Origin of the sequence: Methylobacterium sp. CCH5-D2, assembly GCF_001556475.1 — a bacterium.
Taxonomy (GTDB): Bacteria; Pseudomonadota; Alphaproteobacteria; order Rhizobiales; family Beijerinckiaceae; genus Methylobacterium; species Methylobacterium hispanicum.
In genome coordinates, this window is sequence record NZ_LSIX01000618.1 from 43,128 (window position 1) to 65,583 (window position 22,456).

Genomic DNA, 22,456 nt, shown 5'->3' on the forward strand with positions numbered 1-22,456 from the left:
GGGGGTCCTTAGTTCCGGCCCCAGCGGGCGCGGTTGGCTGCGTTGATCTGGGCGGGGGTGCGGGCCTGGGCCGTGGTGCCGCCGCCTGCCGCGCTGTCCCGGATCGAGGAGAGGATCGAGCCGGTGGTCTCGGTCTTGGCGCGCTCGCTCGCGGCCACGAACAGGATGCGGGCGGCATCGCAGGTCATGTCGGCGAACTGGGTGCGACCGTCCGAGAACGGGGTGATGGCGGCGCGACCGGAATCGGTCTTCATCGCCGCGTCGAGCACCTTGCGCCGGAAGACGCAGAGGGTGTCCTTCGTCGCCTTGGCGTCGGCCTTGGCGTCGTAGGTCGGAAGCTTGATGCCGGGCGCGAGGATCTCAGCGCGGGCGAGGGTGTCGCGGAACAGCGGGGCGAGCCCAGCCGCGTCGGCGGTCTTCCCCTTGTCCTCGTCCTCCTCGGCGGCCTCGTCCTTGGTCTCGGACTCGGCCTTGTCCTCCTCGGACGCCTCGTCCTTGGTCTCGGCGCCCTCGCCCTCCTCCTCGGAGGCCTCGTCGGTCGCGCCGGCCTTGCCGTCCACGAGCTTCTGCAGGAGGGCCTCGATCGCGGCGAAGCGCGCCTCGCACTGAGCGCCCAGCGTAGCGACCGGGTCGTCGTCGCCGGTCTTCGTCTCGGCCTCGGCCGCGGCGGCCTCGCCCTTCTCCTCGGGGTCGGCGTCGGGCGTCTTCACCTCGATGACGACGCGCTGGGGCGCGGTCTCGCCGCTCTCCATCTCGGCCTGGGCGGCCTCGATCTCCTCGTTGAAGGCGGCCTCGTCCTTGGCCTTGAACGCGGTGGTCAGGCGGTCCCAGACGGTCCGCTTCGACTTGGGCATCTTGTGGTCTCCGATGGCGCAGCGGGGTCCGCACCGGCCTTCCTCGACCAGCGCGACGTGGTTCCCGATGATGTTGGTCTGGCGGCCCCGGCCGGAGCCCGCTTGCTCGTACTCGGCGTCGTAGCCGCAGCTCACCTCGCGCTTGCCGGCGCGGACCGCCGCGATCGTATCGGCGCAGGTGATGACGAGGTCGGCCAGGAGCAGGTCAGCGTGATCGCCGACGCCCTGGCGGACGTTTCGGACGAAGCCGCGAGCGAAGCGGCTCCAGTTCGAAGGGGTGACATCGACGGGCGGGTGGTCGTCCGTGACCGGCTTGCCCTCAAAGGACGCCATGGTCTCGGGCCGGAACACCTCTGCGGCGTCGCGTTCGACGGTGATGATCCCGTCCGCGCCCGGCTCCAGCGGCAACTCGCCCGCGGCGTAGTGCATCTGGCCGGTGCGGGCGATGGGGACCGCCTCGCAGATCAGGAAGCCCTCGGGCGTGAGCGTCTGGCTTGGGCCGAGACGCGACGGGGCATAGAACGTCGCCCGCTGCGGATCAGCGTCCGCGCGGTCACGGGTCGGATGGGGCACGGGCAGGAGCCTCAGGCGAGAGGCCGGGCGGCGATCCTCAGTCGGGGATCACCACCTCGGAGTAGCACCGACAGTTGGGCAGGCAGCCCGCGTGACCGGTGAGCTTGTCGAGGGTGGGCGGGCTGTCCCAGCGGACGAACTTGCCCTCCATCGTACGGTGAGAGGGCCGAACGTCGCCGTCGCCCGAGGTGCGCCAGATGTAGCCCTCCGAGCCGACGTGCTCGGCCCGCGCCTGCGTCAGCGCAGAGGCGGTGCGCGAGACCTCGGTGCGGGCGATCAGCGTCGCGCGTGCTTCGGTCACCTCGCCGGTGCGCAGGATCTCGGCGGCGATCGCGTCGGCGCGCCGCCCCTGCACGATCCCCTCCTGCGTCAGGCGGTGAACCCGCTCGGCCGCCTCACGCGGAAGGGAGGTGATCAGCCCGACTTGGTCGGCGAGTTGTCGCCGCATCACTGCGCCCGTGGGCGCCGTGGTGATCTCCTTGTGAAGCGCGCGGCCCATCTCGGCCGAGACATGCCGCCACGCCTGCGCGTCGCGCTGGGCCACCTCGGCGACCATGCGGGCCCCAACGGACTGCGCCCAGGGCTCGATCGCGTTGGCGTATCGGCGCAGAGCCTCGCCGAGCAGCGGCACGCGCTCAAGACCCGCAAGGTCGAAGCCGCGGACCAGCACGCCGATGTGACGGGCGAGCCCGCGCAACTGCCTGGCGTAGAGGTTCTCGGCCTTGCGCGCCCGGATGAACGCCGAGCGCGGAGAGGGCGGGGCGCGGTCGCCGACGCTAAGCCGCGAGCGACAGTGCTGGCACATCGGGCCTGCCCTCGGGGGTTGTGGGCCCATCCGCGGGGTCCGCGACCGGGTCGAGTTCGCTCGGCAGCGGGATCGTGTCGTCGGCGGCCTCGATGTCGGCGTCGGTGATGTTCGACCACACGCCGGTCACATCGCTGGACTGCCGCAGTTCCTTCAGGGCCGTGCGGTCGGAGACGACGCCGGCCTCCTTGGCGCCGAGCACGGTGTCGGTCACCGTCTTGGCAACGTCCGCCTTCTCCTTGTCCGACATCTGCCACAGCGGCTCAAAGCTGAACTCAAAGCCCTCGGGGAGGGGGCGCCCCGTCTCGGAGCGTGCGAGCACGTCGAGGATACGCGCGAGCCCCGGCCGCAGGCGGCTCTCCTGCTGCGCATTGATCCCGTCGTAGTAGTTCCGGATGTCGCTCTCGCCGCTGGAGAACCCCGCGGGCGATTGCCCGAACAGGATCACGAGCGGGATGCCCGAGGCCATGGACAGTTGTTCGGCGAAGCGTGCCAGCACGTCGGGCAGGCCCGAGAACTGGTAGGTCAGCGCCTCGAACTTGTCCTTGGCATCAATGAGAGTGATGCCCTCGATCGACTGGAACCGCCGGATGGCCTCGACGCGCTTGGCGAGGACCTCCAGCGCCGGCCCGCCCATCCCGAGGATGTCAACGAGACCTTCGATCTGGAGGACGCGCAGGTGCGCGCGGTAGACAAGCTGCGCCGTGCCCTGCGTGGTGGAGTCGAAGGCCACCAGCCGGTCGTAGAGACGCTCGACCACCGAGGCCCCCCAGCCGTTCTCGGCCTGGGCCTGCCAGAAGGGGAGTTCGACGCCGTCGAAGCGGATCACCCGGGAGTAGTGGACGTAGCGACCCGAGAGCGCGGGCGCGTTGGCGTTGGGGATGTAGTATTTCGGCTGCCCGAGATCGGGGCCGAGCTCCTGCACGGTCTCGGTGAGTGTCGGCTGCACCATCCACCGGTCGAGGACGAGGATGCCCTTGAACTGGCCGGGGCCCACGGTCTCAGGGCGTAGCGGTGTCGCCGGGTGCTGGCCGTCGATCAGGAGCACCCCGATCGCGCCGCCGTAGAGGCGCGACCACTTCAGCGTGCTCTCGATCGCTTTCCACACCCCGCGGCGCTGCAGGCCGGCCTTGATCGCCTCGCCGTCGTCGGGCGGCAGGGTCGAGCCGAGGTCGATGCCGGCGCGCACCATATCCTCGGCAGGCGTGTCAACGATCCGGCCGACGATGGCCGATCCGCGATACATCCACTCGAGCTGCAGGCGGTTCCGGGTGACCGGGTTGAAGCCGTACTGCGAGGCTGAGGCGAGGTTGTCCGTCCCGATGCCGATCCGGGCCTCAAAGTTCTGGTAGCTGTCCAAGGTGCTGAGGCGGTCGGCGGTCGGCGCGGACCCGGCCGGCACGCGCAGGCGCGGCTTCTCGGAGGTGCTCATCAGCCGAACGCTCTCATCATCTGCTCGGCAGCCGAGCCGGCCCCGCCCACCATCTCGTTGACTGCGTCCATGGTCGGATCAACTTGGTCGTCGTGCGCGCCGTTCGGGAAGGCGAGCATCTCGCCCCGCCAACCCGCGATCCAAGCCGTCTCGGGCCCCTCGGCGGGGATCCGGACGAGCCCGGCCGCGAAGGACGGCAGCGCGTCGTTGGCGCGCATCACCTTGTCCTTCTCGCGCGGGATGCCGACCACCGGCACCACGACCTGAGCCATGGCAGGATCAACGGGCAGCCGCCCGAGTGACTGGATCAGGCCTGTGCCGGAGGATTTGTCCTCGATCTTCATGGCGCGTAGGGCGCCGAAGATGGTGTGATCCGCCGCGCGGTGTTTAGCCCAGAAGAGCCGGGCGGTCTTTTCCAGATCCGGCGCCTCAAAGCGCCCGCGGATCTGGTCCAGCAGGTATGCTTTGCCGTCCTTGCCCATGCCCCAGCACTGGAACACGGAGTAGTCGTTCCGCTCGGAGGTCTTCTGCGCCGTGTCGACGTAGATCACCCGGTAAGCGAGGGGCGGCAGCACGGTGTAGGGCGTGAGCCACTCCGCCTTGAACAGGTTGCCGCCCGCGACGGTGGGCACCTGCCCATACTGGCCCGCGAAGACGTAGGGATTCGTCTTCAGGAGGACGATCTGCTCGCCGGTGTGCTTGGCCGCCCAGAGGGGGCCGTCCGGCAGACCATGCGGGATCGGGTCGCCGTGGGTGTACTCGGCCGGGTAGAGGGCCGCGTTGTCGATCTCGACGGGCAGGAGCAAGTGGTGCCAGCGGCAGCCCGCGCCGCCCTTCAGGAGGAAGCCCGAGAAATCGTCCACATGCAGGCGCTGCATGATGACGATGACGGGCACATCCTCGTGCGCGAGGCGGCTCTTGAAGGTCGAGTGCCAGCGGTTGTTGACCTTGGTCCGCTCGATCTCGCTCTCGGCATCGTCGGGTTTGACCGGGTCGTCGATGATGAGGGCGCCAGTGAAGCCCGGCTCCATACGGCCCGCGCGGAAGCCCGTGATCGGGCCCGCCGCGTGGGAGGCCTTCATCCCGCCGCCCTCGGTCGTGCGCCAGAGTTCCTTGGCGGCTACGTCGTCACGAATTTTGACCGGCCAGTGCTCTTGGTAGCCCTCCAGGGCCACGACGTCTCGCACCGAGTTCGAATTGAACAGGGCGAGCGGGCCGTTGAACGAGGCGTGGATGAAGCGTGCGCGAGGGTTCCAGGCCAGACCGCGGGCCACGAAGTGGACCACCGCCATCTCGGTCTTGGTGTAGCCCGGCGGGATGTTGATGATCAGGCGCGGGATCTCGCCCCGGATGACCCGGTCGAGGGTATCGGCGATCACGCGATGATGGGCGCCGACCAAGAACTCGGCCTGCTCTTTCTCGCGGAAGAACTTCGCGGTGAACCGAAGCTGGCTCTCCAGGCAGTCGACCCGGTCAAGCTCCTTCAGTGTCGCCCGCGGATCCGCCAGCCAGTTGCTCAAGCGCTGCTCGAAGCCCATCCCGGCCTGCCTGGTCCAGGCCCGAGAGGTCGGGCTTCACGACGGTCTCGGATTGGATCGGGCCACCGCCAAGGCCGCCGATCTCCCGCTTGTTGGTGAAGGCGCCGCCCGACTCCTTGGCTGCCTGCTCCATGAGCGAGGCCACGAGGACGAGGTTGCCGGATTTCTCGGCCTTCTCGGCGAGGCGCTGCAGCGTGCGCAGACGAACCGCGCGGTGCGAGACGCCGATCCGGGCGGTGTCGGTGAGGAACTCGGTGCGGGTCGATTCGAAGATCGCCCGGTAGCCCTCGGAGAGGAACCGGCCGGCCCGCTTCGTCGGATCGTAGGCCTCGACCTGCTGAGGCGTGACGGCCAAGCCGTCGAACTCTTCCTTCACGGCACGCACGACGGCCGAGGGCGGATCGAAGCACGCAAGCTGCTGGACGATGAAGGTTTTCACCTCATCGGAGAGCGTGTTCTGGGCCATGGCTGTCTCAAGGGGCTATCAAGGATCAGCCCACTCCTCTCCCGCACGTCCCGCAGGCGCCGGCGATGTCGGCCTCACAGATGATCGGTGTACGGCCAGCGGCAGCCACGAGGGCGGCGGTCTGACCGGCGGCGTTGCCCACCCCGTAGCGGGAGACGACGCCGACGAACTCCTCAACGTCATGGCCTCGTATGCCGAAGACGGGCCGGCCGGTCTGGGCGTTGAAGCGCGGCGCGCCCCAGCGGTCCCGCTTCTGGCCAGCGTGGTAGAGTTCGTGCTCGACCAGGGCGCAGAAGGCAGCGTCGGAACACTGGTCGGCGTAGGCAGCGTCGAAGGTGAGCAGGAAGTCGGGGATGGTGCCGAACCACCCGGTGATCTGCTGCTCCCATCGGGCCTTCGCCCAGCGGTTACCGATGAAGGTGGCCTCCTCGCAGAGGCCGACGACGGTGTTGCCCTTGCTCTCCATGGGCTCGGAGCACCAGAGCAGGCCGAGGGTCGCGTCACGCAGGTGCGCGTGATCCTCGTTCAGCAGTCGCGCGTCCTCCGCGATGAAGGTGGCGCGGGCCCAGGCCTCCAGATCGTGTGCGGGCTCCACCGTGCGGAAGGCGGTGGCGGCATCCTGCTCCATGAGGAGCGAGGCGGGCGGGCGCGGGCGGGCTAGTTCCATCGCCCCACCCTAGGGAGAAGACCATCGCGGGCGGGAGAAGTCTTCTCCCCGCCTGTTGCATCATGTGGAGAAGTCATGCGTTATGGACACGATCTGTTCCGCACCTGCAACACAGTGATGCGCCGATGCTCGACAGCAGCTCCAGCCGGTTCGACTTCTCCGAGCCGTACGCACCCACCTCGTCCGAGGACGAGACCCGCTCCGATTACTCGGCGGCGATCTCGCGCGCTGCGCCGGCTCTCCCCGCCTCGCTGGATCCAGAGGCGATCAGCGCGGCGCTGTCGGCAGCGTTCGCGGCAGGGGTGCGGGCAGCGGCCGAGCGGGCGGCCTCTCGTCAGAAGGTCCGGGGCGACCAGCCGAAGTACCAGATCATCGCCGACCTCCTGCAGCGTGAGCAGGGCTGCATGGCCTGGGAGATCCGGGAGGCGACGGGCTGGACGACGTTCTCGATCCCCCGCTGGGCGGAGGCCGCCGGTCTCGTGCTGCACAAGGTCCGGATCGCCGGGAACACCTTCCGGTTCTTCGGCATCCCACGGGAGATGGCCGAGACCATGGACTATGAGGTGATCGGGCCGCCGAAGGACATGCGGATCGTGTTCCGGCCGAAGGCGGTGCGGTTGCAGGCCTAGGCCGCGAGCGCCAGAAGAGGCTCGGGCTCGGCCTGGGCGAGACGCCGCGCCGCGATGGCGTGGTGCGCCGGCGCCTTCTCGATCAGGATCGAGCGGCGACCGAGGGCGCGGCAGGCAATACCGGTGGTGCCGGTCCCCGCGCAGGAATCCAAGACGAGATCGCCGGGGCGGGTATAGGTCGCCACGAGGTAGCGCATCAGCTCCTCGGGTTTTTGGCTGGATAGTAGCCGCCCTTCCGCGCCGCGCCGATCCGCCTTGATGGTGATCAGGTCGCGGGGATAGCGCAGGCCGTCCGAGCAGTCGGTCGTGGCGGGACGCTGGAACTTGTAGACGTTGCCGTCCGCCTTCGTCGCCTTCCGGTACGGCTCACCCTGAACCATCTGCGGGTTGTAGGTGTGCGGGCCCGGCGCGAAGACGAGGACGTCCTCCGTCACGCGCAGCGGCTGGCGCTTCGCGTTGAGGTGCCCCGACATCCGGTTCACCTTGTCCCAGGTCCAGCGGTAGCGGAACCAGTCGAGGTTCGAGACCGTGAGGAGGGCCGAGAACACGCCCGAGGCGGTGAGCACCACCACCCCGTTCGGCGCCAGCACGTGGCGGTAGGCCGCCCAGAGCGCGTCGAAGGGGATGATCTGGTCCCAGGCGCACCGCGTGGACCCGTAGGGCAGATCGGCGATGATCGCGTCGACCGAGCCGGCGGGCAGGGTCGGGATCACCGAGAGGCAGTCGCCCAGGATCAGGGTTGGGTCCGGCATGCGGGCTCGCGTCAGCGGCCCAGCGGCCGGTCGGTGTCGATGAGGACAGTCTGGCCGGTGATCGGGTTGAGGATGGCGATCTTCGCCATGGCTCAACGCTTCCGGTAGCGGCCAGCAGCGTTGCGCGCTGGCGGCGCGTAGGCGCAGCCGGACGGCGGCAGTTCGCGGCACGGCATGACGAGCACCCAGATCAGTCCGGCGACGAGCCCGGCAGCGAGGACCGCGAAGAGGTCCGGGTGTGTGAGGAGCGCGTCGCGCGCCGCCTCGCGGAGGCCAGGGCCGATTGCGGCGCCCAAGCTGCCCGCAAGGGTCGCGGCGAGAACGGAACGGAGCATCATGGCCTCTCGGGATCGGCGGCGGGCGCCGGCTCCTCCGGCCAGGGTGCGCGGTAGGGTTCAAGCCAGCCCGTCGACCAAGCGGCGATGCCGACGGCGTAGGACAGCCAGAGCTCCACCATGCGGTCGATGAGATCGGGGCGTGGGCCGAGCGTCACGCGTAGAGGTCCGAGGCATCGATCGGCGGCCCGGCGGCCTCAGCAGCGCGGGCCCGGATCGCCGGGTCGGCCTGCCAGCCGTTCGCCGCGGCGAGCTCCACGTAGTCCCGGCTCGAGACGTAGCCGGCATCGCAGAGCGCGCGCACGGTGGTCTGGTCGAGCGTGACGAGTACGACCGGAGCGGGCGCGCCGTAGCCGTCGAACGGGTCAGCGTGCCGCATGGTCCTGTCCCTTCCGGCGTTCGCAGGCGATCTTGAGATACCGACCCTCGCCCGGATGGCCGAAGGTCTCGGCGGCGAGCGTCTGGCCGACATGGGCGCACTCGGCGACGGTCGCGACCGGCTGGGTCATGACGTCGAGCGCATTGGTGCGGTCGCAGTCTGGGCCGGCGATGGACGCGGCGCAGACGAGGATGACGGCGAGGGCCTGGGACATCACGCGCTCCGGAGACCGTAGACGGGGACGCAGCGCGCCCGCACCGTCCACGCGCCGGCCGGAAGGCCGATACGGGCGAGCATCGCGGGCTCGGCGAATTGCTGCATGGCCTCGGCCCGGGTCTGGCAGGCGTAGCGCTGCCCCCAGGTCCGGGGGGAGGGCGGGAGCGCGACACAGCCCGCGGGCCGGCAGGCCTCGGCGAGGATCTGGAAACCGGTGACGACGCGGGCGTCCTGCGCGTGCCCGGCGCCGATGGCGGCCAGGAGCACGGCGGAGGCGACGGCGACGTAGAGCACGGCCACCCGCCAGCCGAGCGGGAAGCGGACGGCGGCGCGGTTCATGGTGGGGCTCGCGGATCAGGGATCCCCTCCCCCCTCAGCGGGGGAGGGTGGTCGGCTCACTCGGCCGCGTAGCGCAGCACCACCCGCTCGGCCGCGCCGACGCGGAAGGGCAGGTAGAACGAGGGCGGCTCGTAGCCGGTGAGGTGCGTACCGGGTGGCAGCGCGTAGACACCGGGCGGGATTTCGCCCTCGTCGTCCGTCACCACGGCGGTGAGACCGGCGGAGGCTCCGGGGCCGAACACGCCGCAGAGGTAGGCGATCAGGCAGGCGAGCCCGAGAACGGCGGCGACGCCGATGGCGATGGCGGCGTCCATCAGCGCCGTCCCGGCTTCACGCGCGGGGCGAAGCGGCCACCACGACCGCCCTGCACCCGCGTCTCGCCCGCCGCGTACCCGTCCGCGTAGGACTCCCGGCAGACTGTGTCGGCGAGCGGGACATGGGCCGTGAGGCCGCGTTCCTTGCGCCAGCGGCCAAGGGCGAACGAGGGACCGTGCATGGGGGATCAGACCGGATAGGAGCGGGCGGGCCGGCCGGGCTGAAGCACGGGCGGGGCGGGCAGAATCAGGGGCAGCGCCGGGCGCGCCGCGGCGAGCGCGACGGCGGCGGAGAGAGCGAGGGCGACGCGGAGCATCAGGCTGCCATCCGGACCGCAGCGGGCGTGCCGCCCAGATCGTCGGTCGGCAGGCCATGGGGCGGTGCGACGCCGACGTCCCACTGGTCGTGCGGCAGGTGCTCGGCGGCGAAGGCGCAGGCCTTCTCGGGCGAGCCGAATTTCTCGGCCCGGGCGATGTCCTTCGTCCAGGTGAAGGGGCGCCAGCCCTTCGCGCGGGAGCCCTCGGCGTCAGGCCGCGCGAGGTAGCGCCGGAGCCGGCCGGACCCGAAGCAGACGACGTAGCGCATGGGTTCGGTGCTCTCGGAATCGATGGATCTGCGCGCGCTCGCGCCGCTCCTCCGCCTCGACCCACGCCAGGGCATCACGCACCGGGGATCGAGAGGCGGCGAGACGAAGGTCGCCTTCCGAGAGCCGGAGGTCAGGCTCTCGGGCATCGGCGTCGGCGAGGACGCGGTCGGTGGAGGTCATGCCGTGAGCAGGCCCACGTCCCGGAGGAAGGCCGCCACGTCGAACAACTCGGGAGCGAGTTCCATGACGAAGGCGCGCTTCGTCGGGGCGTCCATGCCCAGCACGTCGCCGTAGCTGAAGCCGTAGGACATCAGGAACAGCGTGAGGCGAACCTCGGGCGGCGTCGGGCCCGCGGCGGGCGCACGGAGCGGTGCGGGCTCGGCCGGCGCTTGCCCCCAGGGGCTCGTGCGCGCGGCGGCCGCGTCCCGCTTCGGGCAGACGATGCCCTTGCACCACCCCGGTGCGTCGTACCCGCAGCGCCGGCAGGCGGTGCCCGCGGTCGGCTTCGGCTCGGGCGCCGGCTCGCGCCGCGGCACGCGCGGCTCGGCCATCGTGCCGAGGATCGACATGGACGTCATGTTCCGCCGCTGCACCATGATCGGTTCGCGGAAGACCGGGATGTCGTCGGGCCGGCCGCGCATCAGCAGCGCCTCGTCCGCCTCGGTCGGCGCGACCAGCACATGCGTGGAGGCCATCGCATCGACGCCGTGCATCGACGTGCGCAGGTCCCGCACGAGACAGGCATCCGCCTTGTCCATCACGAAGACGACCACGCTGGTGCGCGGCAGGGACGCGACGAAGGCCGCCGTTTCGGCGACGCGATGCGGCTCAATCATGTTGGAGGTCCGGTCAGGGTTAGGGCGAGCCGCACAGGCGGTCGCGGGCCGGGCGCGGGATGCGTCGGGCCGGGCGCGCGGCGGGAGCCGGCGCAGTCAGAGCTTCAGGGGATCACAGGATCCGGTGAGCTGTAGGGGTCGAAGGCGGGCCGGGCTCGACACCGGCTCAGAGTATTCGGCTTTACAGGTTCGCCATGTCTCTGCCGCCCACTGAGTAGGCCCTGCCTTGGCTGGCGCGTCCTTCCGCGCCGCCGCCTTCGACCGCTACCGCCTATGCCGCGAGCGCGAGGCCGCGGAGTGGTTCGAACTCCATCACCGGGAGAACGATGGTGGCCACCTCCCCGCGCGGCGGCGGGTTCTTCTGTATAGCGTCGAGCGCCGCCTTGATCGACGCGATCTCGCCGGGGCCCGTGCCGACTCTGTAGAGGGTCGGACCGGTCCAGACCTGAGGCCGGATCACCGGAAGCCCGACAGCCGCCGCGCCCGCGGTTGCGAACACGCTTCCGAGGAAGGATCGGCGGCTCAGGCGCATCGGGCTCGTCTCCACATGGCCAGAGCAGCAGGGGGCGAAGGCGGACCGGGCCTGCAAGGAACCCGGCAATTCGGTCCGCACCTTTCTCGACAGATCTCGGCGCATCCTACGGCCTGCAGATTGGGCGCAGGTCTATGCACGCCCTCAGGGCCGAAGCCCTTTCACCGTGTCGCCGCCTTCGACCACTACTGCTCAGGGGCGAACGTTACCAGAACGTCCGATCTCCGCAAGCCGTAGCGCCCACGCATACAGCCCCGCACGAAAGGCGATCGGCGGTAGCGCGGGCATGACGGGATCCTTGGATCAGGTGAGCGCTAGGACGCCCAGCAGCAGTGCGGCGCCCGCCGCGATCGGCAGGCAGATGGCCAGGGCGTCGGCGCGCATCAGAGCCTCAGAGGATCGGGGCGTGCGTGCCGTCTTGCAGGACGTGCGTCGTCGCGCCGTTCCACTGGAACAGGTATTCGAGCGCGCCGCGGTACTTCTGATTGTCCACGATGTAGGAGATGCCGGACGGATGCCAGATGCCGCCGTTCGGTGCCGGGATCCCCTCCCCGTTCAACTCTGCGCAGATCGAGCGAAGTGTGCGCTTCTCGCGCTTCACCGCCTTGTAGATCCGCTTCACGACTTTAGCCTGCTCGGGCACGACGACCAACTGGCGTTGGCCTTTGTCGCCGCCCTCGACCCGGTAGCCGTAGGGCGCCCTCCCCCCGGCGAAGCCGCCGCGGCCGGCCTTGTTCATCCGGCCGCCGGCTGTGCGATCCCGGATCGTGTAGCGCTCGTTCTCCGCCATGCCGGCGAAGATCGCGAAGAAGGTTCGGCCCATTGGGCTCGACGTGTCGATCACTGACTCGGTCACGGACCGGAACGCCACCTCGTGCTGCTCGGCCAGATCCGAGACCGTCGTGATCGCGTAGCGGATGTCGCGCGCCAGACGGTCGATCTTGTAGACGAGCAGGATCGAGAATGCCCGCGCCTCTGCCAACTCCATCACCCGGGCGAAGCCGGGGCGATCCGCCGGGCGTGTCGCACCGGAGAACCCGGGGTCGGTGATCGCCTCGACCACCTCGTAGCCCTGGCTCTCAGCGAAGGCGTGAACCGCGCGCTGCTGCGTCTCGAGGCCGGTGCCGCTGTTGGCCTGCTCATCGGTCGAAACGCGGAAGTAGGCGACGACCTTGGTGCGCTCGGCCGCCTTCTGGCTAGCTCGGACTTCCGTCCTAGCCTTGATCCGGGCTACCCGTTTGCTGCCAAAAGCGCCCAAAACGCTAACCCTACCAGAGCGTTAAGACCCCTAGGAAGCCGCTTTGTCCAAACTCTCACAAGAATTCGAACACGGCGATGCTTCGGGGTAGGGACGGCTGGTTAACAGATGGTTTACGCTGCGTCTCTGGCCGCGCTTGCGGGCCGCCCTGGGAGCCAATCGTGTCGCGCCTGAAGCTCTATCGCGCCATCGGTGTGAAGCCCGTCGCCTCGCCGATCACGGCGATCCGCGCCGAACTCCGGAGGTACGACCGCAAGCGGACGTGCCGAGCCCGCGCGATCCTCATACCCGTCACAGAGCCCCGGGGGCCCGGCTCGGGGGCGCACGCCGGACGCCACATGCAGCTGAAGCTCAGCGCCCAAGCCTTCCTGAGAGGGCAGGGGAAGCTCGACGTCACCCTGGAGCAGGACGACCGAGGCCGCGTCTATGACGTCGCAGCCACGTGCGAGCGGGTGGCGGTCGAGGTCGGCCAGACCCAGGTGTCGAAGCTACTCAGCATCGCCCAGGATGGCGTGCTTGCCATCTGGCTCCCGTACCGCCCCGAAGGCGACTATCAGGTCGGCGATCTCGCTCAGGCCGTGGCGCTGACAAGCCCGCGCGTCCGAGCGACCAAGAAAAACACTCCAGGGGCGATTGCCGTTCACATCGAGCAGAGGCGCACCCTTGCAAGGGCGTACGCTGTCATACTGGAGACCAATTCTGTGGACGCCTACCTAGCTGAGCTGAATTTGTTCAAGAAGCCCCGACTCCGAGAGCATGAAGAGTTCGCAACGAACTGCCTCAAACTGCCGGAACCCATTCCCGACGACGAGCCAGAGGTCCAACGAGAAATCGAAGTCGACTGGGCGGGCCTAAAGAAGGCCTTCCCCTTCATGTGAGGGTCCGACCTACGCCGCGCTCGCCAGCCCGATCGTCCCCGCGATCCGCCGATGCGGCGCCCGGACCTCGGCCTTGGCCACGTGCCCCGCCCGCTTCGGCCCGAAGTTGGCGAACACGTCCTGCGCGCGGAAGGTCCCGCGCTCGGCCGGGTCGTCGCGGCGCGCCACCTCGTTCGCCCGGCGTCGCATGGCGCGGGCGAGATCGAGCTTGGCGTGGACGGGCTCGGCTGGGTCCGTGTTGCTGGCGAGGGCGAGCGCCTCGACCTGGTCGGCGAAAGCGCGGAGCTCGGCGACGTAGTCGAAGCGGCGCTTCAGGGGAGGGGCCACGTGCGGGCTCCGGTTTCCAGTGACAAAGGCGTTGGCAAGGCCGGACCCCAACTCGGCTATCGCACCCGCCCTTCGCCGATGCGAGTAGCGGGGTTTGATCATGCGGAGAGACGCGCGAGATCCGCCGGGGCCTGAGGGCTCGCCGGGGCGCATCATCATCCGCCAAGGTACTGAGGGTGCGTTTACAGACTTCTTGCCAAGATGGACGCGCAGTTCGCGCGAATAGCATGCGGCACCGAACGACGCCTCGCCAGTGCTAAACTCGACTGCTTTGGAGGGGAGCAGAGCCCAGCAGCCCGCGCCAGCGAAGTACGCTAGACGCACAAAAGGCCCCCGCGTTTCCTTGGGAGCCCTTGTTGAGCCGCTATGGAAACGTGTGTGCCAAATTCCAAGCCCGAGGTCAACAGCCATGGCGGGCCGCCATCGCGGCCGGCGCGCCCGCGAGAAAGAGGAGAAGACCGCGCCTGAGTGGTTGATATCAGCCCAGGAGAACGTACTATGAACGCGTGAGCATCGTTTGTGCGCATCAATATCGGATCTACCCGACGAAAGAGCAGGCCGACCTGCTCACGAGAACGTTCGGGTGTGCCCGCCTTGTATACAACATGGCTCTTGAGCATTGGCGAGATGCTCATAAGGCGGAGCAGCGACTTATCCCCTTCCGCGAGCTAAGTGCGATGTTGCCGACGTGGAAAGGCAAGCTGCCGTTCCTCAAAGAGGTATCGTCGGTCCCATTGCAGCAGGCAATTCGCCATCTAAATGAAGCCATAGGCAATTTCTTCCAGAAGCGAGGCAAATACCCTTCTTTCAAGAGCAAAAGCGGTCATCAGTCTGCGACATTCATGCGGAACGCGTTCAAGATTGCCGATGGCGATTTGACGCTTGCGAAGATGCCCCACCCGCTGCGCGTTGTTTGGAGCCGCCCACTTCTGGGGCACCCGTCGACCGTGACGATCACGAAAGATCCTGCAGGAAGGTGGTTCGCTTCACTACAATTTGAGTGCGCCCATAAAGTCGTTCCTGCGCCGAGCAATGCCGCAATTGGTGTCGATGTCGGGCTTATTGATATTGCTGTGACGAGTTGCGGCAAGCGGTATAAGGCCCCGCGGTATCTCAGTCAGCGGCTGCATTCGCTTAAAAGGGCCCAGCGTGCTCTAGCAAGAAAAAAGAACGGCAGCAGAAATCGGGAAAAAGCAAAGCAGCGCGTCGCACGGCTGCATTCCAAGGTGGCTGACCAAAGGAGAGATTTTACCCATAAGCTTTCGACTAACCTGATCCGCGATAACCAAGCGATCTATGTAGAGGATTTGGACGTTGGCCCGTTGGGTAGAACGTTCCTGGCTCGCGCAATCTATGATGCAGGCTGGGGCATGCTCAGGCGGCAGCTAAAGTACAAAGCCTCTTGGTACGGCAGGTCTCTGATAAAGGTCCCGAAGCATTACCCTAGCACTAGGAAGTGCTCCAACTGCGGCATCATTGGCCAGAAGAAACCCTTGCCCGTTCGGACTTGGACATGCCATGGCTGCGGCGCAGAGCATGATCGGGATATGAATGCTGCAATAAATATTTTGGCCGCGGGGCACGCGGTGTCTGCCTGTGGAGAAGTCTTAAGTCCTGTTCCAGAAATGGATAGGCAGCCTTCGTGAAGCAGGAACCTGTGAAGCAATTCATAGGATCGCATGGGCGATTCAGCCCTTGAGAACATGCCAAGGGCGTCTCGTGAGTCTTGCCCCTACAAATACAAGGACCCAATCCATCTTACCGTCCCGTAAGCCGCCGCCGCGAAGGCGTAGGGCAGGCAGTCGATCCAGCATTTGAGGGGGACGGTCACGTCGGCGCGTGCTCGCTGATCTTCACGTCGAGCGCCGCAAAGCGCCCGAGTTCGCCGAACACCCGCACCTTGATCGCCTCGCGCGGGCCCGGCGCCATGACACCGAGGGAGAGAGGCGAAAGGAACTGGTAGTCCCAGCGCGGATCCTCGTGGACGCTCGCGCTCGCGCAGCCGACGAAGGTGGAGCCGGACCAGATCTCGACCCGGCCGGGATCGGCCGCGGGATCGATCTGGATCGGGAATCGGCCGGTGAAGCCGATGCGGACGAAGAAGGTGGCTGCCGGACGTGGCGGGGCTGCGGCCGCGCGGGCGAGCGCCGGTGCGGCGAGCGCGCCGGCACCGAGACCAAGGAGGGCGCGACGGGCGAGGATCACGCCCGCCCTCCCCCGAGCGCCGGGCGCAGGGCTTCGGGCCGCAGTGGGACCTCAGCCGCGATGCGGGCCAGGATGTCGGGGTGCGCGTGGATCGCGTCACCGAAGACGATCACTTGGGGGCTCGCCCGCTGCACGGGACGGATGCGCTGGGGATGACCCTGCCGCCGACGGCGCGACGCGCGAGAGGGCGAGCGCACCTCGGACCAGTCCTCCGCGGTCTCGGTGAGGAACGGGGACGGCATGAGGCGCATGCCGAACATCAGGCGGCCGCCGCGTAGACAGCCGGATCAATGTGCCGGACCGGCTCCGGCGTGCGCTTGCGCGGCGGCAGGGTGGCGACCTTCGCGGGGGCGAGATCGTCGTTCATCGGTACGAGGCTCGGGCGCACGGTGGCGGGCTCGGTCGGGCCCGAGAGCCAGGGCGCGGCCGGCGCGCGGGGCGGCGTCACCTTGAGCGAGGTGAGGTGGCCGAGCCGGTCCGCGAGGTAGCAGAGCGCGGCGTGCTCGGTGGCGTAGCGGGCGCGGTCCTCGGCGACGTCGTTGTGATCGCGTCCCCAGACCAGGCGGCAGTAGAGGCCGGCGTCGCGGGCATCGCCCTTGGACGCGGCGCGCTGCGGCGCGGTGAGGAAGAGGGGATGCCCCTGCGCATCCACGCCGGCCGGCGTCGAGACCATGCGCCAGAGCACGACCTTGCCGTTGGGGCCGATCTCCTGTTCGCAGTGGACGGTCTCGTCCAAGCTCGGGCGCTTGCCCTTTACGGCATGTGTGATGAGCCAGCCGCAGGCCTCGAGCACCGCGTTGTAGGCGATCTGGTTGGCCCGGGTTTCCCGGCCGAGCCGGTAGCCGATCCGGTAGCCGTCGAGGTTGAGCGGGAGCGGCTCCCGCGCCTCGGCCGCCCGCTTGATCGCGGCGTCGAGCGCCAGGATCTCCGCCTCGATCAGGAGCGCGTCGGGATGGGGGTCGCCCATGGCGAGCGGCATGCCGGGCTCGCGAGACCAGCAATCGATGCGACCGCCGAAGATCCCGCCCCGCCACATCGGGTGCATGGAGGCGGTGGGCGGGGCCTTGATCGGCTGATCGCGGCGGCGCTTGGGCAACTCGTCCCGGAGGCACCACCGCAGGACTTCCTCCACCGGCAGCGCACGGCGCGCCCGGCCCTCAGCGGTGAAGGTGTTCGGCGCCGACGTGAGCATGGTGGGGACTCCCGATGTGCGCGTCCGGTCCGAGAACGGAGCGGAAACATCGGTCTCTTCACTCAGGCCCGATCAATCTCACTGTCAAGCGGCTTCACGGTGCTGCGACAAGAAATTCTTGAGGTCCGCCGCGTTCTTAGCTGCGGTGATCCGCTCGCAGGCGCGCTTGCGGCGGCGGTGGAAGGTCGCGGGGCTCCACCGGTCCCCTTTTCGGCTGCACCACTCGGCGATCGAACCCTCAGCGCGACCGCCCTCCGCCATGATCCGGGCCCAGGTCACGACCGCGAGGAGATCGTCGCTGCCCTTGCCGAGCACCGTCCGAGCGAAGGCCAAGATGTCGAAGGTCGACGAGGGCTGGTTCGGATTCACAGCGATCAGCGCATTCCCCGCGGAGGCGATCAGCGCCGTCTCCCGCAGCGCCCGCATGGGGATGACCAGCCATCGCTCGACATCGCGAACGGTCCAGGGAGCGGGAGGTGCCAGTCCGGTCGGGGCGGGCATGGTGGGGAAGGCGGGGGACTCTCGGGTTGGGGGAGCGAGCCGCGGTTGGCTCGGCTAGGGGCTGGGCTCCACGTGGAGGAACAGCATCGTGGAGATGATGAGCAGCGTCCCGAACGCGTAGGACGCCGGGATGTCGCGCCAGTCCCGTGGGATCCGCCCTGCGACCTGCATGAACAGGCGCGTCGCCGTGACGGACGTGGCCATGGCCGACACGAGCATGGCGGCGAACAGGATCCAGCCGGGGAGCGTCTGGGGCATCGGCCTACCCCTCCCCTGCCCCGTTAGCTGTGGCGTTGAAGCGTCCGCGCGCCCGCCAGCCATCCACGAAGCCTGCCCGCCACGTCGCCTCGGCGAAGGTCGGGATCCGGTGGCGCTCGCCGAAGGCCCGAACATCGGGCGGGCACCGAAGCTCGGAGAGGCACGACAGCGCCGCGACGCCGGCCGCGCGATCCTCCGCATCAAGGCGTTCCTCCCGTTCCCGCAGGACGTCCGGGTTCGACAGGAACAGCGCCTTGTTGCGGAGGTCTCGGTTCTCCCGCCGGAGCGCCAGGATCTCGCTGCGCATCTGCGCGGGCGTCAGCAGCTCGGTGTCGTCTGTGACGTGGCTCATGGCGCCTTCCCCTCCACCGCGTAGATCACTGAGACGCCAGCTGCGTCGGCCTGCTTAGTCATGTCGGTCGTGCCCTCGCCCCAGCGTCCGTTAGCCCGCGGGAACGCGAAGACGATCTCCGGCTGCACGACCTCAAGCATCCGTCCGTTCCGGTACGGGCCGCCGGGCTTTCCACGCCCCTCCCAGTTCGGCGGGAAGGCGATCCGGTCGATCCCGCGCTTCATCGCCCACTGGTCGCCCATGAGATCGGCACCGCCGGGGCGGTGGGTGTCGAGGCCTGTCACGACCAGGGTGATTGGGCGGCGTGCATGATGCGCGTCGAGGAACGCCCAGGCGCGGTGGAACAGGGTGAAGTCGCGACCGCCGCAGATCAGGGCGCGCATATGGTCGCCTCCGCGGTGGGCTGTCGCAGAGGCAGCGATCCTGTTTCGACGAAGTGCTGAAGCAGCGGCACGAGCGCCGCGGCCATCTCCTGCGTGAGGTGCGCACGAGAGCCCTCGCCCTCGTCGCACCCGAGCCAAATGCACGCCTCCTCCGCGAGGCTGCTTTCTTGGATGGAACAGCTCCGCTGGTAGCGGTCGAGAAAGCGCCCGACCGCGAACCCGCGCGAGGTGGTCGCGAGTTCGATAATCACGCGCCCTCCCCCTTCCATCCCCGCGCCGCGGCCGCCGCGCGCAGCACGACCTTCGCCGGCTCGTACTTCGCGAGGAGCCGGGCCCGGGTCGCTTCATCCAACAGCGCCAGCCGGTCCGGATCCGAGTTGACCTCGACGTCCGCGAGCTTGACCAAGATGCAGTGGAGCGGCGCCTTCGCACCGATGCTCGCGATCCACTCCGCGTAGGGGCGCGTATCCCCGCGCTGGCGCGTCAGCCATTCCACGCCCGTGACGACGATCAGGCTGAAGCCCTCGGCCCGGAGGTGATTGCCGTCGTAGGGGGCGTCCTCGATGACGTCGTGAAGCCACGCGATTTGCATGGCCTCATCGAAATCCACTCCGCGCCAGCTCCGGGGCGCGAACTCTACCAAGACCTCAAGAACCCGGGTCAGGTGGCGCGCGTACGGGTGTCCGGCCTTGTCGGTCTGGCCGCAGTGGGCGTGCAGGGCGAAGGTGCGGGCGTCCTGCTCTGTCCGCCGGAAGCGGGGAAGGACAAGCGCTGGGCCGAGCGGGCCATGGTCGATCGGGGCGGGCTTCATCGCGCCACCTCGGCGGGCGCGGGCTCCGGCTCGACCAAGGGGGTGCCTCGCGCGATCAGGGCGGCCACGGCCTCTGCGCGGCTGATCCGGCGGCTTGCATCGAAATCGTAGCGGTGGCCGTGCTCGTCCCGCCCGTAGTCCCGCAATGCGCAGTACCGACCCCGGGCGGCCTTCACGAGCGGCTCGCTGTAGGAGAGCGGATCGTGGCGGTTCTCGATCGCATCGAGGAGCCGAACGATCTGCGTCGACAAAGCCGTGTCGGCCTGGCACGCGGGGTCCTTCCCGCCCTGGACCGCGCCGACGAACCACGACCCGAACTGAACGCCGTAGAGACGTAGTCGGAGATCGCCTCTTGGCGGGTGAGGAGATCGGTCATCGGGCCGCTCCGGTACGTTGGTCCTGCAACCGCGCCAGCTCACCCTGCATGACTTCGCGTGCCGCACAGAGCGCCGCCAACGGATCTGGCGAGGAAGAAGCTTCAGCGAGCATCCTCATGGCCGATCCGATCACCCCACTTGGCGGGCCGCCATAAGGTGAGAAGTCACCAGGGTCTGGTGCCTCCAGGAAGCTGAAGAAATCGCTGCGAGTAAATTTCGCCGTTCCATACTGACTGTGGAAGCGATGATGGCAGGGCTCGCATAGAGTTGCGCCATTTGAAATGTCTTTGCGTCTCTCAACGCAACGTGCATACCCAACGATATGATGGGCGCAGCGCGCATCTTCGCTGTGGCATGCGGCACATACAAATTTGTCCCGGGTCAATACGCTCGACCGCCACGAAGATGTAGATCTGTAGGCCGATCTCTCTGCGTCCGAGATACTGGGATCCCACCTCGGGTGCTCTGGCCCCTTACGACCTGCAAGATTCTTCGACGCCAGGGCGCTGGAATTCTCTGACTGCAGGCACCCGCAGGACTTGGTATGACCCGAGGTCAATCTCCCATATGTCAGTTCGGTTATGCCGCCACATTCGCATACGCATCTCCAAATTGAGATGCCACGCGCAGTCGAGACAAGATCCCGAGCCGTCAATCGGCCAAACTTACGGCCAGTAATATCCTTTGCCTGCCGCCGAGACTTCAGGCAGCCGCAGGATTTTGTGTTCCCGGACTTCAGGTTCAGTCCGGTTGCGGTTGCGGATTGTCCGCAGTCGCATCGGCAAAGCCAAGTGGTCTTTCCACTTGGGTCGTAGCCGGCACGGCCATTGACCACAAGCATGCCGAACCGAAGCCCCGAAAGGTCAATCACCCTTCGCATGCTTTTCTCTCTCAACGGCCCGAGTGGCGTACCAGAGGCACTTTTCGAGATCTTGAATCTTGCTGGCTCCGTCCTTTAGGCCGGCGCGCCACGCATATTTGATGATATTGCCGATCACGAAGTCATAGTGCTCTGTGATCGCGATACATTCCACGCCGGAGGGATGCGAGGTGTAGTGCTTCGGATGATTGACAGCATCGTTCGCTTGCTCGGCCATGGCTCAGACCTTCGGATGCAGGCAGCGGGTAGCCTCGAAGCCGTCGGCGGCCTCGTAGACCTCAAAGTCGTAGAAGGTGAGCGGGGCGAGTTCCTTCAGCGCGCGGGTGAAGGTGACCGCGAGGCGGCGGATCTCGAGATCGGCACCTTCCCCGCCACGCAGCGCGCAGACGTGCCGGGCGGCGCGCAGGTTCATCGTCCAGAGCAGGCGCGTCTCCGCGCTGTTCGGCAGGTGCGCGCGGGCGGCCTCCAAGATCCGCTTCTTCCGCATCGTGTTGAGCTTGCGCCCGATCTCGCCGCCGGGCGTGCTGGGATGGGTGAGACAGGTGAGCCGGGCTTGCAGCGTGGCGTAGGCCTGGAGCGCGCGGGCGCACTCGCCCTGGAACTCCAACAGGACGCTCTCGGCGTCGTCCGCGCCCGCAATCGCGGCGACGAGCGGCGGCACGACGAAGCGCACGTCCTTCGCATCGACGTAGCGCTGCGACTCCTGGGACGGATCCGCGCCGGCATGGTGCCGGAGCAGCTCCAGCGACAGCGACCGGGACACGCCCGAGATCGCGAACGAGATGGTGGAGTGGTGGAGCACCGAGCCGTGCTGCATCTCCACGATGTTGCGGAGGTAGTCGGGCCGGGCGCGGCCCTGCTCCCACGAGCGGTAGCAGAACCGGCCGCCGAACTCAGGCAGCGCGTCGATCGACTCCCGCGGGCTGTGCGAGATGTCGTCGTGCAGGATGCCGATCGGGGTGTCGTTGTAGAGCAGTGCGCGGTGCCCGTGCGCATCGGCCCAGGCTTCCAGGCCCGTGGGGCTGATCACGGTGTGCGCCACGACGTGGACGCTCGGCTCATGCACGAGTTGGACGGTCACGCATCGCTCTCCGGTTGATCCGAATCGGCCCGGCCGCGCGCGGCAGCCGGGCCCCTCCCCTCGCCTCAGGCGGCGGCCTTCGTCTCGGCGGGCTTGTTGCGGGCGCGGCCCGTGGTCTTGCCGGCGGACTCCGGCTCCGGCTCGGCGCCCGTGGCGGCACGGCCCGGCTGGCCGAGCCCGAGGCTCTTGGCGAGCGCCGAGCGCTGGGCCGAGTAGTTTGCCGAGGTGGTCGGGTAATCGGCGGGCAGACCGTAGCGGGCGCGGTAACTCTGCGGGTCGAGCCCGTGCCGCGTCAGGTGACGCTTGAGGGTCTTGTACGACTTGCCGTCGATGAAGCTGATCAGGCCGTCCGGACGGATCGATTTGCGGATCTCGGCCGGGCTCGGCTTCGTCACCTCGGGCTCGGCATCCGCGGGCGCGCTGCCGCCGGCAAGACCGGTGAGCGTCGCGTGCACGGTGCTGATCAACGCGGCGAGGTCGGCCGCGGGGACGCTGTTGTTGCTGACGTATGCGCAGACGATGCCGACGGTCCGGTCCATCGCGTCATCGGCGGCAAACGCTGTGGTCTCGGGGTCTTCGCTCATGGGAACTCCTGAATAGGATGGGGCGGAATGGCAGAAGCGGCTCGCATCATTTGTCGCGAGCATTCTGTTACATTGGCCGTAACAACTCCTAGTATAGGAGAAGACCGTGCAGGCT

Annotated in this window: 36 protein-coding genes; 3 read left to right on the forward strand and 33 right to left on the reverse strand. The window is 68.2% G+C overall.

Features of this window, described 5'->3' with window-relative positions; genetic code table 11:
- Positions 1-8 precede the first annotated feature (8 nt).
- From AX737_RS15965 to AX737_RS15990, 6 genes are read right to left on the reverse strand one after another with little or no spacing between them, the layout of a single operon-like run.
- The gene (locus tag AX737_RS15965) at positions 9-1,427 is read right to left on the reverse strand and encodes a DUF2213 domain-containing protein (protein WP_066922903.1); all 1,419 of its coding nucleotides are present in this window, start codon (positions 1,425-1,427) and stop codon (positions 9-11) included.
- 37 nt (positions 1,428-1,464) lie between these two features.
- Positions 1,465-2,232 carry a phage minor head protein gene (locus tag AX737_RS15970; protein WP_082773076.1) on the reverse strand — a complete coding sequence of 256 codons (768 nt, stop codon included), beginning with the start codon at positions 2,230-2,232 and terminating at the stop codon, positions 1,465-1,467.
- On the reverse strand, positions 2,204-3,664 hold the full coding sequence (locus AX737_RS15975; protein ID WP_082773077.1) for a DUF1073 domain-containing protein: 1,461 nt from the start codon (positions 3,662-3,664) through the stop codon (positions 2,204-2,206). The genes AX737_RS15970 and AX737_RS15975 overlap by 29 nt, the downstream gene beginning before the upstream one ends.
- Positions 3,664-5,184, reverse strand: coding sequence for a phage terminase large subunit (terL, locus tag AX737_RS15980; protein ID WP_245293461.1), 1,521 nt, complete (start codon positions 5,182-5,184; stop codon positions 3,664-3,666). Before terL ends, AX737_RS15975 begins: the two co-directional genes overlap by 1 nt.
- The gene (locus AX737_RS15985; protein ID WP_066922905.1) at positions 5,138-5,668 is read right to left on the reverse strand and encodes a DUF2280 domain-containing protein; all 531 of its coding nucleotides are present in this window, start codon (positions 5,666-5,668) and stop codon (positions 5,138-5,140) included. The genes terL and AX737_RS15985 overlap by 47 nt, the downstream gene beginning before the upstream one ends.
- A gap of 25 nt (positions 5,669-5,693) precedes the next feature.
- Complete coding sequence (locus tag AX737_RS15990; RefSeq protein WP_066922907.1) at positions 5,694-6,335, reverse strand: putative metallopeptidase; 642 nt, start codon at positions 6,333-6,335, stop codon at positions 5,694-5,696.
- A gap of 125 nt (positions 6,336-6,460) precedes the next feature.
- Between AX737_RS15990 and AX737_RS15995 the strand changes: the two genes are divergently transcribed.
- Positions 6,461-6,964, forward strand: coding sequence for a hypothetical protein (locus AX737_RS15995; RefSeq protein ID WP_066922909.1), 504 nt, complete (start codon positions 6,461-6,463; stop codon positions 6,962-6,964).
- Here AX737_RS15995 and AX737_RS16000 read toward each other — a convergent pair.
- The 13 genes from AX737_RS16000 to AX737_RS16050 form a co-directional block, all read right to left on the reverse strand.
- Complete coding sequence (locus AX737_RS16000) at positions 6,961-7,716, reverse strand: site-specific DNA-methyltransferase (protein ID WP_066922912.1); 756 nt, start codon at positions 7,714-7,716, stop codon at positions 6,961-6,963. The genes AX737_RS15995 and AX737_RS16000 overlap by 4 nt on opposite strands.
- Before the next feature lie 92 nt (positions 7,717-7,808).
- Positions 7,809-8,054 carry a hypothetical protein gene (locus tag AX737_RS16005; RefSeq protein WP_066922915.1) on the reverse strand — a complete coding sequence of 82 codons (246 nt, stop codon included), beginning with the start codon at positions 8,052-8,054 and terminating at the stop codon, positions 7,809-7,811.
- Complete coding sequence (locus AX737_RS33305; protein ID WP_156453761.1) at positions 8,051-8,209, reverse strand: hypothetical protein; 159 nt, start codon at positions 8,207-8,209, stop codon at positions 8,051-8,053. The genes AX737_RS16005 and AX737_RS33305 overlap by 4 nt, the downstream gene beginning before the upstream one ends.
- Positions 8,206-8,430 (reverse strand): hypothetical protein, encoded by a 225-nt coding sequence (locus AX737_RS16010; RefSeq protein ID WP_066922918.1) that lies wholly within the window; start codon positions 8,428-8,430, stop codon positions 8,206-8,208. The genes AX737_RS33305 and AX737_RS16010 overlap by 4 nt, the downstream gene beginning before the upstream one ends.
- Positions 8,417-8,644 carry a hypothetical protein gene (locus tag AX737_RS16015; protein WP_066922922.1) on the reverse strand — a complete coding sequence of 76 codons (228 nt, stop codon included), beginning with the start codon at positions 8,642-8,644 and terminating at the stop codon, positions 8,417-8,419. The genes AX737_RS16010 and AX737_RS16015 overlap by 14 nt, the downstream gene beginning before the upstream one ends.
- Positions 8,644-8,985 carry a hypothetical protein gene (locus AX737_RS16020; protein WP_066922925.1) on the reverse strand — a complete coding sequence of 114 codons (342 nt, stop codon included), beginning with the start codon at positions 8,983-8,985 and terminating at the stop codon, positions 8,644-8,646. Before AX737_RS16020 ends, AX737_RS16015 begins: the two co-directional genes overlap by 1 nt.
- Positions 8,986-9,041: 56 nt before the next feature.
- Positions 9,042-9,299: a hypothetical protein gene (locus AX737_RS16025; protein ID WP_066922938.1), complete on the reverse strand. Its 258-nt coding sequence runs from the start codon at positions 9,297-9,299 to the stop codon at positions 9,042-9,044.
- The gene (locus tag AX737_RS16030; RefSeq protein ID WP_066922940.1) at positions 9,299-9,481 is read right to left on the reverse strand and encodes a hypothetical protein; all 183 of its coding nucleotides are present in this window, start codon (positions 9,479-9,481) and stop codon (positions 9,299-9,301) included. Before AX737_RS16030 ends, AX737_RS16025 begins: the two co-directional genes overlap by 1 nt.
- Positions 9,482-9,487: 6 nt before the next feature.
- Positions 9,488-9,616: a hypothetical protein gene (locus tag AX737_RS37255; protein ID WP_280949082.1), complete on the reverse strand. Its 129-nt coding sequence runs from the start codon at positions 9,614-9,616 to the stop codon at positions 9,488-9,490.
- Positions 9,616-9,885 (reverse strand): hypothetical protein, encoded by a 270-nt coding sequence (locus AX737_RS16035; protein WP_066922943.1) that lies wholly within the window; start codon positions 9,883-9,885, stop codon positions 9,616-9,618. The genes AX737_RS37255 and AX737_RS16035 overlap by 1 nt, the downstream gene beginning before the upstream one ends.
- A 177-nt stretch (positions 9,886-10,062) precedes the next feature.
- A complete protein-coding gene (locus AX737_RS16040) occupies positions 10,063-10,722 on the reverse strand; it encodes a hypothetical protein (protein WP_066922946.1) in 660 nt (219 codons plus the stop codon).
- A 271-nt stretch (positions 10,723-10,993) separates the two neighbouring features.
- Positions 10,994-11,254, reverse strand: a complete 261-nt coding sequence (locus tag AX737_RS16045; protein ID WP_066922949.1) for a twin-arginine translocation signal domain-containing protein — start codon at positions 11,252-11,254, stop codon at positions 10,994-10,996.
- A 391-nt stretch (positions 11,255-11,645) separates the two neighbouring features.
- Complete coding sequence (locus AX737_RS16050) at positions 11,646-12,512, reverse strand: recombinase family protein (protein WP_066922952.1); 867 nt, start codon at positions 12,510-12,512, stop codon at positions 11,646-11,648.
- 161 nt (positions 12,513-12,673) lie between these two features.
- Between AX737_RS16050 and AX737_RS16055 the strand changes: the two genes are divergently transcribed.
- Complete coding sequence (locus AX737_RS16055; RefSeq protein WP_066922955.1) at positions 12,674-13,390, forward strand: hypothetical protein; 717 nt, start codon at positions 12,674-12,676, stop codon at positions 13,388-13,390.
- A gap of 9 nt (positions 13,391-13,399) precedes the next feature.
- On the opposite strand, the gene AX737_RS16060 is transcribed toward AX737_RS16055, so the two are convergent.
- Complete coding sequence (locus AX737_RS16060) at positions 13,400-13,717, reverse strand: hypothetical protein (RefSeq protein WP_066922958.1); 318 nt, start codon at positions 13,715-13,717, stop codon at positions 13,400-13,402.
- 506 nt (positions 13,718-14,223) lie between these two features.
- Here AX737_RS16060 and AX737_RS32150 point away from each other — a divergent pair.
- The gene (locus AX737_RS32150) at positions 14,224-15,363 is read left to right on the forward strand and encodes an RNA-guided endonuclease TnpB family protein (protein WP_197430602.1); all 1,140 of its coding nucleotides are present in this window, start codon (positions 14,224-14,226) and stop codon (positions 15,361-15,363) included.
- A 181-nt stretch (positions 15,364-15,544) separates the two neighbouring features.
- Here AX737_RS32150 and AX737_RS16065 read toward each other — a convergent pair whose 3' ends face one another.
- From AX737_RS16065 to AX737_RS16120, 13 genes are all read right to left on the reverse strand, one after another.
- Positions 15,545-15,922 carry a hypothetical protein gene (locus AX737_RS16065; RefSeq protein ID WP_066922961.1) on the reverse strand — a complete coding sequence of 126 codons (378 nt, stop codon included), beginning with the start codon at positions 15,920-15,922 and terminating at the stop codon, positions 15,545-15,547.
- Positions 15,919-16,173, reverse strand: a complete 255-nt coding sequence (locus AX737_RS16070; RefSeq protein ID WP_156453763.1) for a hypothetical protein — start codon at positions 16,171-16,173, stop codon at positions 15,919-15,921. Before AX737_RS16070 ends, AX737_RS16065 begins: the two co-directional genes overlap by 4 nt.
- An 8-nt stretch (positions 16,174-16,181) precedes the next feature.
- Complete coding sequence (locus AX737_RS16075; RefSeq protein ID WP_066922967.1) at positions 16,182-17,114, reverse strand: hypothetical protein; 933 nt, start codon at positions 17,112-17,114, stop codon at positions 16,182-16,184.
- Between the two features lie 84 nt (positions 17,115-17,198).
- Complete coding sequence (locus AX737_RS16080) at positions 17,199-17,540, reverse strand: hypothetical protein (RefSeq protein ID WP_066922970.1); 342 nt, start codon at positions 17,538-17,540, stop codon at positions 17,199-17,201.
- Positions 17,541-17,669: 129 nt separating this feature from the next.
- Positions 17,670-17,873, reverse strand: coding sequence for a hypothetical protein (locus AX737_RS16085; protein ID WP_066922973.1), 204 nt, complete (start codon positions 17,871-17,873; stop codon positions 17,670-17,672).
- A gap of 4 nt (positions 17,874-17,877) precedes the next feature.
- Positions 17,878-18,225 (reverse strand): hypothetical protein, encoded by a 348-nt coding sequence (locus AX737_RS16090; RefSeq protein WP_066922976.1) that lies wholly within the window; start codon positions 18,223-18,225, stop codon positions 17,878-17,880.
- Positions 18,222-18,608 carry a DUF2493 domain-containing protein gene (locus AX737_RS16095; RefSeq protein WP_066922979.1) on the reverse strand — a complete coding sequence of 129 codons (387 nt, stop codon included), beginning with the start codon at positions 18,606-18,608 and terminating at the stop codon, positions 18,222-18,224. Before AX737_RS16095 ends, AX737_RS16090 begins: the two co-directional genes overlap by 4 nt.
- Entirely contained in the window at positions 18,596-18,859 is a 264-nt protein-coding gene (locus tag AX737_RS16100; protein WP_066922981.1) for a hypothetical protein, read from the reverse strand. The genes AX737_RS16095 and AX737_RS16100 overlap by 13 nt, the downstream gene beginning before the upstream one ends.
- Positions 18,856-19,419 (reverse strand): hypothetical protein, encoded by a 564-nt coding sequence (locus AX737_RS16105; RefSeq protein ID WP_066922985.1) that lies wholly within the window; start codon positions 19,417-19,419, stop codon positions 18,856-18,858. Before AX737_RS16105 ends, AX737_RS16100 begins: the two co-directional genes overlap by 4 nt.
- A complete protein-coding gene (locus AX737_RS16110; RefSeq protein ID WP_066922988.1) occupies positions 19,416-19,670 on the reverse strand; it encodes a hypothetical protein in 255 nt (84 codons plus the stop codon). The genes AX737_RS16105 and AX737_RS16110 overlap by 4 nt, the downstream gene beginning before the upstream one ends.
- A 989-nt stretch (positions 19,671-20,659) precedes the next feature.
- Positions 20,660-20,893 (reverse strand): DUF3310 domain-containing protein, encoded by a 234-nt coding sequence (locus AX737_RS32155; protein WP_082773080.1) that lies wholly within the window; start codon positions 20,891-20,893, stop codon positions 20,660-20,662.
- Between the two features lie 3 nt (positions 20,894-20,896).
- Positions 20,897-21,757, reverse strand: a complete 861-nt coding sequence (gene thyX / locus AX737_RS16115; RefSeq protein ID WP_066922991.1) for an FAD-dependent thymidylate synthase — start codon at positions 21,755-21,757, stop codon at positions 20,897-20,899.
- Between the two features lie 65 nt (positions 21,758-21,822).
- Entirely contained in the window at positions 21,823-22,296 is a 474-nt protein-coding gene (locus AX737_RS16120; RefSeq protein WP_245293466.1) for a MucR family transcriptional regulator, read from the reverse strand.
- Positions 22,297-22,456 lie beyond the last annotated feature (160 nt).